Source organism: Agrobacterium sp. 22-3639C2 (assembly GCF_053522105.1).
Window position 1 is genome coordinate 139,404 of sequence record NZ_JBNWDB010000007.1, and the last position, 12,822, is coordinate 152,225.

Consider the following 12,822-nt stretch of genomic DNA (forward strand, 5'->3'; position numbering starts at 1 on the left):
GCAGTCCGGCGTTACTTTGCCAGACTGGCCTCGCCGTTGACGAGGGCTTGATCATCAAAACCAAAATTGCGCATCAGCACACGGTGCTCGTCTGATCCGATATAACAAAGAAGCGCCGCATCGACCGCGCTCTGGAGTTCCCGGTCGGATTGGCGGAAAGCAAATGCGCCTGAGGCTGCTGGTCTCTCTTTCGGTAAAACAGAGACAACTTCCAAATCGAGCTCTGGATTTTGCTGCATAAAACCGAGATGGGCCATGGCCACGCTGGCATAGGCGTCGGCACGCCCATCCAATACGGCCTGAGCGGCCTCGTCGTAGGTCTCGCAAATGAGAATGCGGTCATCGGGCACGCCCGCTTCCATAATTGCGCGATGTTGGATCTGATCACGGATCGCGACCAGCGTACATTCCGGATTTTTTGCTGCCGATGCGTATCCGTCCAGATCTCTGAGGTTGCCCTTCCTCACCAACAGTCCATCAGGCAACGCCCAGATGGGATGGCTGAACGTCACGATCTTTCTGCGTTCAGCGGTATCGAAGAGGCCAGTAGTCATATCCCAAAGGTTTTCGTTCAGCCCAGGCAACAATTGCGAGAATTCGGTTTCGATGAATTCAATGTCATGAATACCGATCATGGCTAGAATGACTCGCGCCAACTCCACATCGCACCCGGTCACATCGCCGCATTCGTTCCTGTAGTTGAACGGAGGTTCTATCAAATATGCGAATCTCACAGACACTCCGATCTCAAATTGGGATTTACTTCGCCATCAGGCGTCTTGCGGCCTGTCCTCGGGGTTGAACTGGGTGATGGTTGTCCAGCGGGCAGTGAGCGCCGGTTTTTTCTCGTTTTCTATCTCCACCGTCACATCATAGGTCGTCACCAGCATGGCGGCGCCGCGAAACCGCGCCTCGGCCAAAGTGAAACGGCCACGCACCCGTGCTCCGCTTTTGACCGGCGTGACGAAGCGGACGGCGTCAAAGCCGTAGTTGATGCCCATGGTCGTTTCGCGAATGCGGGGCAGGGCATCGTAATTCAGAGCCGAAAGCAGCGAGAGCGTCAGGAACCCATGCGCGATAGTGCCGCCAAAGGGGCTTTCCGCCTTGGCGCGTTCCGGGTCGGTGTGGATGAACTGTTCGTCCAGCGTCGCTTTTGCGAAGGCGTCGATCATTGTCTGGTCGACGGTGATCCAGTCGGAAACGCCCAGCTCCGTGCCGACGAAATTTTTCATTTCCGCCAGCGCTATTTCCTTTGCCATGTTACCTCTTCTCGATTGCCTTTCGGAACTTATAAAGGTGCCGGGGCCAAGCGATCAACCGCGCAGATAAAACACTACCGAGCGGGCAGGGAGGAAGGCCGGATTGCCGAAATCCGTGCCGATCGCTTGCCAGTCGTCGCCCGGCAGGGTGAAGGGCACGATCTCATGGCTGCGGTTGATGAGCACGGCAAGCTCCGCGTCGTTTTCGGTCTCGTGGTCCGGCGTGGCAAGCACCATGGCGAAAGCCGGCATGTCCGGCCTTTCCCATTCCGCGACCGTCATCGGTTCTCCGCCGGGGGCAAGCCATGTCACATCGCCGTTGCCGGAGAAAAACTCGGTTTGCGAAAACACGCCGAAGCGTTTGCGAAGTGCTGCAAGAAATGCCGTGTGGTCAGTCAGCTCCTGGGAGAGCGACGACCAGTCGACCCACGTTATCTCGTTGTCCTGGCAATAGGCATTGTTATTGCCATGTTGGCTGCGGCCACCCTCATCGCCGGCGGTCAGCATCAACGTGCCGCGACTGACGAAGAGCGTGGAAAGCAGCGCTTTTACATCCGCGTGGCGCGCGGCCACGACGGCAGGATCGTCCGTCAATCCCTCCAAACCATTGTTCCAGGAATGATTTTCATTATGCCCGTCGCGATTGTTCTCGCCGTTTTTCTCATTGTGCTTGTGTTCGTGGCTGACGAGATCAAACAGGGTAAAACCGTCATGGGCGGCAAGGAAATTGACGCTGCGGCTTTTCGAACGTCCACGGCGGGAAAAGATCGGCGAAGAGCCGGAAAGCGCATTGGCCAGCGCCCCGGTCGTTCCCGCATCGCCGCGCCAGAACCGGCGCATGTCGTCGCGGGCGCGGTCGTTCCATTCCAGAAAGCTCTCCGGAAAATTGCCGAGCTGATAGCCGCCGGGGCCGATATCCCATGGTTCGGCGATCAGCACGCGGTCGTATAGTACCGGGTCAGAGTGCATGGCGGCAAGCGTTTCGCTGGCCATGTCGAAGCCACTAGCCGTTCGTCCCAATATGGGCGCGAGATCGAAACGGAAGCCATCGATACCGGCATTGAGAACGAAATGCCTCAGGGAATCGATAATGAGCTGGCGCACATAGGGATGATCGCAGGCCACAGTGTTGCCGGTGCCGGTGTCATTGACCAGCACGCCTGGCTTTCCTTCCGGGTGACGGAAAGCGGTGAGATTGTCCAGTCCGCGCAAAGACAGGATGGAGCCTTCGCTGTCGCTTTCACCCGTATGGTTGAAAACCAGATCGAGAATGACGCCGATGCCTTGCGCGTGCAGGGCTGCAACCGTGTCGCGCAGCTCCCGCACTCCGCCGGGGCAGAGGCGCGGATCGAGCGCCATGAAGCCGACGGGATTGTATCCCCATGCATTGGAAAGGCCAAGCGGCGGCAGGTGGCGCTCGTCGATCCAGGCGGTGATCGGCATCAGCTCCACCGCATCGACACCGATTTTTTTCAAATGCGCAATAATGGCAGGATGAGCCAGCGCTGCCACCGTGCCTCTCAGCTCTTCCGGCACGGCAGGATGCAATTTGGTGAAGGATTTAACCGCGAGTTCGTAAATCAGCCCGCCTTCGGCAAAGCGTGGCGGCTGGCGCCTGACCTGCTCATATTGCGACAGGATCGCCTTCGGCATGATCGCGCCCGTGTCTTCGCCATAGGCCAAAAGCGCGGCATCATGCCGGAATGGCCGGTCTATCTCCGTGGCATAGGGGTCGAGCAGCAGTTTTGCGGGGTCGAACCACAGGCCATGTTCGGGGGCATAAATGCCGTTGGCGCGGTAGCCATATCGCGCACCGGGGCCGGTCTCGGCAACTGTCAGCCGGTGAATGTCATTCTCATCGCGCCTCATTGGCAAACGCGCCGTCTCTTTTTCGCCCGTCGCATCAAAAAGGCAAAGGTCGATTTGTGAGGCGTGCCGGGAATAGACCGCAAATTCCGTTCCGTTTTCCGTCTGGGTTACGCCTTTGGGGAAAACGGCTGGTTTCTGCATGGTCTCTCTCTCCGGAAGATGATGATATCGAGTCTGGCGGGGAGGTTAGTCAGTAACCTCAGGCGGCCTCATGGCCGCCTGCCAAGTTTTTCGCTATGCCCGTTGCCGGAAACGGTGCGTGCAATGCAAAACCTTACGTGATGACGGTCGGTTCGTTGCGGCCGGTATGGGCCTTGATGCCGGCGATCGTATCGGCAACGGAAATAAGGTCGGCAAGCGCCGCCTGCGTTTCGATGCCGTGACGGGCCGCATCCGGCTCATAGCGCTCGACGTAAAGTCTGAGCGTTGCGCCCGCAGTGCCCGTGCCGGAAAGGCGCAGCACGATGCGCGAACCACCTTCGAACAGGATGCGGATACCCTGGTTCTTGCTGACGGACTGGTCGACCGGGTCGAGATAGGCGAAATCATCAGCAGCTGCGACCTTAAGATTGCCGTAGCTGGTGCCAGGAAGTGTTGCGAGTTTTTCGCGCAGGATGGCCACCAGAGTGTTTGCGGCGTCCGAATCCACTTCCTCATAATCGTGGCGGGAATAATAGTTGCGCCCATATTCGGCCCAGTGCTTGGTAACGATGTCCTTCACGCTTTCCTTGCGGGCGGCGACAATGTTCAGCCAGTAGAGCACGGCCCACAGGCCATCCTTTTCGCGCACGTGGTTGGAGCCGGTGCCGAAGCTTTCCTCACCGCAGATTGTAACCTTGCCGGCATCCATGAGATTGCCGAAAAATTTCCAGCCGGTTGGCGTCTCGTACATGCCAAGCCCAAGTTTTTCTGCGACGCGGTCGGCTGCGGCACTTGTCGGCATGGAACGGGCGATGCCGGAAATGCCGGCGGCATAACCGGGCGCGAGCCGCGCATTGGCGGCGATGATCGCCAGGCTGTCGGACGGGGTGACAAACATGCCCTTGCCGACCACCATGTTGCGGTCGCCGTCGCCATCCGACGCCGCGCCGAAATCGGGACCTTCCGGGCTCATGACATCGTCATAAAGCTCCTTGGCGTGCACCAGGTTGGGGTCGGGATGGTGGCCGCCGAAATCGGGCAGCGGCGTTGCGTTGCGGACCGAGCCCTTCGGCGCGCCGAGACGCTTTTCGATGATTTCCACCGCATAGGGGCCGGTGACGGCACTCATGGAATCGACGACAACCTTGAAGCCGCCGGCAATCAGGGCGCGAATGGCGGCAAAATCGAACAGTTCTTCCATCAAAGCGGCATAATCGGCGACCGGATCGATGACGTCGACCGTCAGTTCATCCACCTTGAAGCTGCCCACCTTGTCGAGATCGACGTCTGCAGCGTCGGAAATCTTGTAGCTGTCGATGACCTTCGAGCGGGCATAGATCGCGTCGGTGATCTTTTCAGGCGCAGGGCCGCCATTGCCGATATTGTATTTGATGCCGAAATCTTCGGTCGGGCCACCAGGATTATGGCTGGCGGAAAGCACGATGCCGCCGAAGGCTTTGTATTTGCGGATGATATTGGAGGCGGCGGGGGTTGAGAGAATGCCGCCCTGACCGACCAGCACCTTGCCGAAACCGGCGGCGGCCGCCATCTTGATCGCCTTCTGGATGACTTCGCGGTTGTAATAACGGCCATCGCCGCCAATCACCAGCGTCTGGCCCTGAAAGCCCTCAAGCGAGTCGAAGATCGACTGGATGAAGTTTTCGGCATAATTTTCCTGGGCGAAGACGGGCACCTTCTTGCGCAGGCCGGATGTGCCCGGCTTCTGATCCTGAAAGGGTGTCGTCTGAACGGTCTTGATCATTGTTTCAATGGCCTCTCGAAATAAGCTGGCTGTAAAGCGCGGCATAGAGCGCAGCGCTTTTTTCCCAGGAAACATCGGATTTCATTCCGAGTTTCTGCATTTGTGTCCAAAGTTTCGGGTCGTGATAATAACGCACGGTCCGGCGGATCGCCTGTTTCAGACCGTCGAGCGTGACGGGTGAGAATTGTACACCGGTCGCCGATTTATTGGCGATGGCGGCATGGTTGGCGTCGATCACCGTATCGGCAAGGCCGCCGGTTCGGGCAACCACGGGAACGCAGCCATAACGCAGCGCGTAAAGCTGGGTAAGGCCGCAGGGCTCGAAGCGCGAGGGGATGATGATCGCATCGCAACCCGCCTGCATCAGATGCGACAGCGGCTCATTATAACCGATGGCGACACCGACGCGGCCATGGTGGCGGGATGCCGCCGCCAGTAGCGCGCCTTCCAATGCCACATCGCCGGCGCCCAGCACGACCAGACGGCCGCCGAGGGAAACGATCTCGTCCACGGCTTCCGCCATGAGATCAATGCCCTTCTGCCAGGTCAGCCGGGAGATGACGCAGAAAAGCGGGCTGTCATCCTGGTCGATGCGGAAATGTTCTGCGACGGCCTTCTTGTTCAGCGCGCGGTTCTTGAGATTGGTGACGGAATAGTTGTCGTGGATCAGATGGTCGGTGGCCGGGTTCCAGACATCGGCGTCAATGCCGTTGACGATACCGTGCAGCACATGGGCGCGGCTGCCGATCACCCCTTGCAGCCCCATGCCGAATTCCGCGGTCAGGATTTCTTCCGCATAGGATGGGCTGACCGTGCTGAGCGCGGTTGCCGTCTGCAAGCCGCCCTTGAGGAAGCTGACATCGTTATAATATTCGATGCCTTCCATGCCGAAGGCGTGGGCGGGCAATTCGAGCTTGCTGAAGATATTGGCCCCGAACTGACCCTGAAAAGCAATGTTATGGATGGTGAGAAGGCTCGGAATCTCTGGCGTTTCGGCATAACGCATATAGACCGGGGTCATTGCTGCCTGCCAGTCATGGGCGTGCACCATATCCGGCCGCCAGCCGGGAAGCACACCGGCGCCGATTCGTGCCGCTGCCAGCGAGAGCGCCGCAAAGCGCTTCCAGTTATCAGGATAATCCTTGCCGGTCTGGCCGAGATAGGGGCCGCCGGAACGCTCGTAATAGGCGGGCGCGTCAAGGATCAGAAGGTCTAGCCCCTCATGTTGGACTTCGAGCAGATCAGCCTTTTCGCCAAGCAGATCGGTGAACTCAAAACATTTGACGGGGTCCGTCACGGCGGCTTTCACCGCCGGATATCCGGGTATCAATGTGCGCGTTCTCACACCATAGGCTTCGAGCGCGATGGGGAGGGCACCGGTAACGTCGGCGAGCCCTCCGGTCTTGATCAGGGGATAAATTTCGGATGAAACCGAAAGGACATTCATGGGCTCTACAGGTCCAGCTTGTCGATCATCGATTGGGTGATAAGGCAAATGCCGTTTTCCGTGCGCCGGAAACGTTTGGCATCCAGTTCAGGGTCTTCTCCTACAATCAGTCCTTCCGGAATGACCACTCCATGGTCGATGACGACGTTGCTGAGCTGGGCGTGGCGCCCGATCTTTACACTCGGCAGTACTACGGCATTCTCAAGGCGGGAGTATGAATTGGCGCGCACGCCTGTGAACAGAAGGCTACGGTTGAGGGCGGCGCCGGAAATGATGCAATCGCCTGACACGACCGACGACACGGCAGAACCGCGGCGGTCCTCATCGTCATGCACGAATTTCGCCGGCGGAGTGATTTCCGCATAGGTCCAGATCGGCCAGGACTTGTCATAGATATCGAGGTCAGGCACCACATCCGTCAGGTCGATATTGGCCTGCCAATAGGCATCGATGGTTCCGACATCGCGCCAGTACGGTCCGTGCTCGAAATCCGAACGCACGCAGGAGTCCGCAAAACGGTGCGCGACGGCTTTGCCGTGCTGGACAATGTAGGGAATGATGTCCTTGCCGAAGTCGCGGCTGGAGGTGGGGTCGGCGGCATCGCGACGCAGCGCTTCCATCAGGAATTTCGTGTGGAAGACGTAGATCCCCATCGAGGCAAGCGCGAAATTCTCGTTGCCGGGAATGCCGGGCGGATCGGCCGGCTTTTCGATGAAGTCGATGATCTCGTCTTTTTCGTTCACATGCATCACGCCGAAGCCCGACGCTTCCTTGCGTGGCACTTCAAGGCAACCGATCGTTACATCCGCGCCGGAATCGACATGCTGTTGCAGCATGTATTCGTAGTCCATCTTGTAAATATGGTCGCCGGCCAGAATGACCATATATTCGGGCGCATAGGGCTCGATAATGTCGATGTTCTGGTAAACGGCGTCGGCGGTGCCTTCGTACCATTGCGTTTCGGACACGCGCTGCGAGGCCGGCAGAATGTCGAAGCTTTCGTTACGCTCTGGACGGAAGAAGTCCCAGCCGCGTTGCAGGTGGCGGATGAGGGAGTGAGCCTTGTATTGCGTGGCTACGCCAATGCGGCGAATGCCGGAATTCAGCGCGTTCGAAAGTGCAAAATCGATAATGCGGGCCTTACCGCCAAAATAAACCGCTGGTTTTGCCCGGCGGTCTGTCAATTCCTTCAAACGGCTTCCTCTACCGCCCGCGAGAACATAGGCCATTGCATCACGCGCCAGGGGCTGAACTCTTTTTTCCGACATGGTTGTCCTCCCGTTCTGTCTGTCAGTTTTCCGGTTCGAGCATGATCGTTGCCAAGGGCGGCAGGACGAGCATCGCCCCGATTTCCCCACCGGCATTGACCGCCTGAACGCGTCCGCCATTTCCCTTGCCGCTGCCGCCATAAATTTCGGCATCGGTGTTGAGAATCTCCCGCCACCGCCCCGCAACAGGAAGCGGCACATAATAGTTTTCCCGGTAGACCGGGGTCAGATTGCAGATAACCGCAACCGGTTTTTCGCCGGGCGCCGAGCGCAGCCAGGCGAAGACCGAGTTTTCGTGATCATCGACCACCAGCCACTGGAAACCTTCGGGTTCGCAGTCACGGGCGTGCAGAGCGGCTTTCGAACGGTAGGTGAGGTTGAGATCGCGCACGAGGCGGCGCATACCCTCATGCATCGGATATTGGCGAAGGTTCCAGTCGAGCGATCCCTTTTCGCTCCATTCGCTCCACTGGGCGAACTCCTGCCCCATGAACAGCAGCTTCTTGCCGGGATAACCCCACATGAAGCCGTAATAGGACCGGAGATTGGCAAATTTCTGCCAGTCGTCGCCCGACATCTTGGCGATCAACGATCCCTTGCCGTGCACTACTTCGTCATGGGAAAGCGGCAGCACGAAATTTTCGGTGAAGGCATAAAGCAGCCCGAATGTCAGTTCCTGATGGTGGAACTTGCGGTGCACCGGCTCACGCGAGAAATAGCTCAGCGTGTCGTGCATGAAACCCATATTCCATTTGAAGCCGAAACCGAGGCCGCCCTCGTGAACCGGCTGCGACACTTTCGGCCAGGAGGTGGATTCTTCAGCAATGGTCATGACGCCCGGATGGGTGCCGTAGACGAGCGAGTTCATCTTCTGCAGGAAGCGGACGGATTCCAGGTTCTCGCGCCCGCCATATTCGTTGGGGATCCACTCGCCTTCCTTGCGGGAATAATCGAGATAGAGCATCGAGGCGACGGCATCGACGCGCAATCCATCGAGATGGAATTTTTCGGCCCAATAAAGAGCGTTGTTGACGAGGTAGGACAATACCTCGATACGCCCGAAATTGTAGATGGCCGTGTTCCAGTCGGGATGAAAACCCTGACGCGGGTCGGCATGTTCGTAAAGCGCTGTCCCGTCAAACAGGCCCAGGCCGTGCTCGTCGGTTGGAAAATGCGCAGGAACCCAGTCGAGGATCACGCCGATGCCGACCTTGTGGGCGCCGTTGACGAAGCGGGCGAAACCTTCCGGATCGCCGAAACGGGCGGTCGGGGCATAAAGCCCGGTCGTCTGGTAACCCCAGGACGGATCGTAGGGATGTTCGGTGATCGGCAGAAACTCGATATGGGTGAAGCCCATATCCGTGCAATAGGGAATGAGCTGGGTGGCCATTTCATCCCAGCTGAGGAAGGTGCCGTCCTCGCGACGCCGCCAGGAACCGGCGTGCACCTCGTAAATGCTGATCGGCTGCCGGCGCTGGTCCACTTGCGCCCAATGTTCCCGGTGGGCCTGATCTTCCCATTTCTGCGCCAGTTCTGGTGCGGTGACGGAGGCGTTCTTCGGCCGCAGTTCACCACGCCGTGCATAGGGGTCGGCCTTCAGCGGCAGAAGCTCGCCGTTTGCGCCGAGAATCTCGAATTTATAGGCGCAGCCGGCATAGACGTCAGGTGCGAAAATTTCCCAGATGCCGGTATCCTTGCGGAAGCGCATCACATGCCGTCGACCATCCCAATTGTTGAAATCGCCGACGACGGAGACGCGCCGCGCATTGGGAGCCCAGACGGCGAAGTGGAAACCTTCGACCCCTTCAAGCTTGAGCGGATGAGCGCCCATCTTGTCGAACAGTCGCAGATGCGATCCCTCGCGGACGAAATAATCGTCCATCGGTCCAAGAACCGGACCAAAGCTGTAGGGGTCGGTCACTGCCCATTCCGCATCGTCGCGACAGGCGCGATAACGCACCGGCTGACGCGAGGTGAGATCGACCGGGCCTTCGAAGAAACCCTCCGGATCGAGCTGCTTCAGTTCGCCGACGAAAGATCCGTCCAGTGTGAGGACAGATACTTCTTCAGCCCCCGGAATGAAACACCGTGCAGAAAAACCTCCCGGCGTTTCGTGAACGCCGAGAAGTGCAAAGGGGTTGGAATGCAAACCGCTCTTGATCGCCTCGATTTCAGCCTTCGTGATTTCGCCAGTCTTTTTCTCTTCGGCCGAATTGAGCGGTTTTTTCATCAGGCTCTCCAGATATCGGCGGCGTACTGCCGGATCGTCCTGTCGGACGAGAACCAGCCCATACGCGCCGTGTTACGGACTGTTTTCGCATACCAGCTTTCCGGATCGCTCCAGATCGCATCCACCTTGCGCTGCGCTTCGGCGTAGGCGTCGAAGTCGGCCGCGACCATGAACCAGTCGCTGTTGTAAATGCCGTCGATCAGCCCGGCGAAGCGGGAGCGGTCGTCGGGTGAGAATACGCCAGAGGCGATAGATGACAGCGCCTGCGACAGTTCCACCGACTGTTCAATAATCGCGCGGGGGTTGTGGCCCTCGGCGCGCGCTTTCGACACCTCTTCCGCCGTCATGCCGAAGATGACGATGTTATCCTCGCCGACATGTTCGAGCATTTCGACGTTCGCACCATCCAGCGTACCGATGGTGAGCGCGCCGTTCAGCGCAAACTTCATGTTGCCGGTGCCCGAGGCTTCCATGCCAGCCGTCGAGATCTGTTCGGACAGATCGGCGGCCGGAACCATGATTTCCGCAAGCGAGACGTTGTAGTTCGGAATAAACACCACTTTCAGAAGCCCGCGCACGGCCGGATCGTTGTTGATGACCCGGGCAATATCGTTGGCAAGTTTTATGATCAGCTTCGCGTTGTGATAACTCGGCGCTGCCTTGCCTGCGAAGAACTTAACGCGCGGTACCCAATCCAGTTCCGGGTGAGAACGGATCTGGTCGTAAAGCGCCACCGTTTCGATAAGGTTCAGAAGCTGGCGCTTATATTCATGGATGCGCTTGATCTGGATGTCGAACATGGCCGAGGGATCGACACGGATGCCCATGCGTTGCGCCACCGTATTGGCAAGCCGCACCTTGTTCAGACGCTTCACTTCGGCAAATTTTTCGCGGAAACCTGCATCGTCGGCGAAGCGGTCGAGCGCTGTCAGCTTTTCCGCATCGTCGAGGAAATCGTCGCCGATCGCTTCCCGGATCAATCCGGTCAGGCCGGGGTTGCACTGCATCAGCCAGCGGCGCGGGGTGATGCCGTTGGTCTTGTTGTTGATGCGCTCGGGATAAAGGCTGTGCAGGTCGGCAAAGACCGTTTCCTTCATCAGTTCGGTATGAAGTGCCGAGACACCGTTGATGGAATGCGAGCCGATGAAGGCGAGATTGCCCATGCGCACGCGCCGCTCACCGTTTTCGTCGATCAGCGAGATGGACCGGATCTGCTGATCCGGCATCTTCTTTTCCTTGCGGGCGTAGACCAGCGTATTGGCATTGATCGCATAGACGATCTGCATGTGCCTCGGCAAAAGCCGCTCGAGCAGCGGGACGGGCCAGCTTTCCAGCGCTTCGGGCAAAAGCGTGTGGTTGGTGTAGGAGAAGGTGCCCTGCGTGATCTTCCAGGCTTCGTCGAATTCAAGGCCGTGGACATCGCATAGCAGGCGCATCATTTCGCAGATGGAAATGGCCGGATGCGTGTCGTTGAGCTGGATCGAAACCTTGTCGGGCAGCGAGGTGAAATCCGGATATTGCTGCAGGTGACGGCGCAGAATGTCCTGCAGGGAGGCGGAGGAGAAGAAGAACTCCTGCCGCAAACGCAATTCCTGGCCGGCCGGGGTCGCATCGGCAGGGTAGAGAACGCGCGTCAGGCTTTCGGCCTTGTTGCTTTCCCGCAGCGCGCCAATGTGGTCGCCGGCATTGAAGGCGGCAAGCAGAATGGGATCGATAGGCTGCGCCGACCATAGGCGCAAGGTGTTGACGCGGGTGCCGCGCCAGCCGACGACAGGCGTGTCGTAAGCCATGGCAATGACGCGTTCGGCAGGTTTCCAGACGAAGCGCTGCGGCTCCTCATATCCACCGATGGTTTCCACCGATCCGCCAAAGCCGATTTCATACGAGCTTTCGCGGCGTTCGAATTCCCAGGGATTGCCGTGCGCGAGCCAGGTCTCCGGCAATTCCACCTGCCATCCGTCCGCCATCTGCTGGCGGAAAAGGCCGTGCACATAACGGATGCCGTAGCCATAGGCGGGAATATCGACGGTTGCCATCGATTCCATGAAACAGGCAGCGAGACGGCCAAGGCCGCCATTGCCAAGTGCCGCATCCGGTTCAAGTCCCGCAATGACATCGAGATCGACGCCGAGCGAAGAAAGCGCGTCCCTGATTTCGTGCATCAGCCCGATATTGGAGATCGCATCGCGCATCAGGCGACCGATCAGAAACTCGAGCGACAGGTAATAAACGCGCTTGGAATTGTTGGCATAGGCCTTGCGGGTGGAGGCCATCCACTTGTCGATGATGCGGTCACGGACGACGAGAATGGTCGCGGTCAGCCAGTCATGCGGCTTGGCAACTTTTACGTCCTTGCCGATACGGTAGGTGAGGCGCTCGATGATTTCCGCTGCCATGATTTCCGGGTTGGAACTGCGCGGGGCGGGACGGGGAAGATCGGCGGCGTTTAGATTATTGATCATTGGTCGGTCAGCACCTTGGTGGGAGGAGAGGGTCTGATGAGGTCGATCCGGTTTGCCTTTACTGATGCCAGTTTATGCATCGATATGGAGGCGTGGCAACAGCATTTTTTGTGGAAATTTGAACAGCTTAGGGTAATGAAAAATAACACTTTTTCTTCAGCGTCCCGAGGATCGCCAAAGGCATTGCCTGCCCATTGTCCGTCATTCATGAACGGGTTTGCATGGTCGTTGCGATGCAGGGCATCGTTCAAGAAAGGGAGAGGGGCTGCAACACTTCTGAAATGGTTCACCGGTCCTGAAATCTGTTTCGGTCTATCGGATCACACACTAGCCTTCGCGGCGGAGATAATTCAATGAAAATAAACACGACGCTGCCGCAGCCGC

General features: G+C 58.3%; 8 protein-coding genes. All 8 read right to left on the reverse strand.

What is annotated here, in order from left to right:
- Positions 1–11 precede the first annotated feature (11 nt).
- The 8 genes from ACQZ6D_RS25700 to ACQZ6D_RS25735 all read right to left on the reverse strand — a co-directional run bounded on the left by ACQZ6D_RS25700 (position 12) and on the right by ACQZ6D_RS25735 (position 12,438).
- Positions 12–740, reverse strand: a complete 729-nt coding sequence (locus tag ACQZ6D_RS25700; RefSeq protein WP_323131715.1) for a transporter substrate-binding domain-containing protein — start codon at positions 738–740, stop codon at positions 12–14.
- 30 nt (positions 741–770) lie between these two features.
- Entirely contained in the window at positions 771–1,259 is a 489-nt protein-coding gene (locus ACQZ6D_RS25705) for a MaoC family dehydratase (RefSeq protein WP_004431798.1), read from the reverse strand.
- Between the two features lie 54 nt (positions 1,260–1,313).
- Positions 1,314–3,269: a glycogen debranching protein GlgX gene (gene glgX / locus ACQZ6D_RS25710; protein WP_448730419.1), complete on the reverse strand. Its 1,956-nt coding sequence runs from the start codon at positions 3,267–3,269 to the stop codon at positions 1,314–1,316.
- A 133-nt stretch (positions 3,270–3,402) separates the two neighbouring features.
- Positions 3,403–5,031 (reverse strand): alpha-D-glucose phosphate-specific phosphoglucomutase, encoded by a 1,629-nt coding sequence (locus ACQZ6D_RS25715; protein WP_004431805.1) that lies wholly within the window; start codon positions 5,029–5,031, stop codon positions 3,403–3,405.
- Positions 5,032–5,035: 4 nt separating this feature from the next.
- Positions 5,036–6,478: a glycogen synthase GlgA gene (gene glgA / locus ACQZ6D_RS25720; protein ID WP_065663242.1), complete on the reverse strand. Its 1,443-nt coding sequence runs from the start codon at positions 6,476–6,478 to the stop codon at positions 5,036–5,038.
- Between the two features lie 5 nt (positions 6,479–6,483).
- Positions 6,484–7,746 (reverse strand): glucose-1-phosphate adenylyltransferase, encoded by a 1,263-nt coding sequence (gene glgC / locus ACQZ6D_RS25725; protein WP_004431809.1) that lies wholly within the window; start codon positions 7,744–7,746, stop codon positions 6,484–6,486.
- A 22-nt stretch (positions 7,747–7,768) separates the two neighbouring features.
- On the reverse strand, positions 7,769–9,976 hold the full coding sequence (glgB, locus tag ACQZ6D_RS25730) for a 1,4-alpha-glucan branching protein GlgB (RefSeq protein ID WP_019566535.1): 2,208 nt from the start codon (positions 9,974–9,976) through the stop codon (positions 7,769–7,771).
- Complete coding sequence (locus ACQZ6D_RS25735) at positions 9,976–12,438, reverse strand: glycogen/starch/alpha-glucan phosphorylase (protein ID WP_004431815.1); 2,463 nt, start codon at positions 12,436–12,438, stop codon at positions 9,976–9,978. Before ACQZ6D_RS25735 ends, glgB begins: the two co-directional genes overlap by 1 nt.
- Between the last annotated feature and the right edge of the window lie 384 nt (positions 12,439–12,822).

What these genes read in the sequence shown, in the direction of transcription:
- ACQZ6D_RS25705 (WP_004431798.1), bottom strand. Translation starts at nt 1,259, where the DNA reads ATGGCAAAGGAAATAGCGCTGGCGGAAATGAAAAATTTCGTCGGCACG.
- glgX (WP_448730419.1), bottom strand. Translation starts at nt 3,269, where the DNA reads ATGCAGAAACCAGCCGTTTTCCCCAAAGGCGTAACCCAGACGGAAAAC.
- ACQZ6D_RS25715 (WP_004431805.1), bottom strand. Translation starts at nt 5,031, where the DNA reads ATGATCAAGACCGTTCAGACGACACCCTTTCAGGATCAGAAGCCGGGC.
- glgA (WP_065663242.1), bottom strand. Translation starts at nt 6,478, where the DNA reads ATGAATGTCCTTTCGGTTTCATCCGAAATTTATCCCCTGATCAAGACC.
- glgC (WP_004431809.1), bottom strand. Translation starts at nt 7,746, where the DNA reads ATGTCGGAAAAAAGAGTTCAGCCCCTGGCGCGTGATGCAATGGCCTAT.
- glgB (WP_019566535.1), bottom strand. Translation starts at nt 9,976, where the DNA reads ATGAAAAAACCGCTCAATTCGGCCGAAGAGAAAAAGACTGGCGAAATC.
- ACQZ6D_RS25735 (WP_004431815.1), bottom strand. Translation starts at nt 12,438, where the DNA reads ATGATCAATAATCTAAACGCCGCCGATCTTCCCCGTCCCGCCCCGCGC.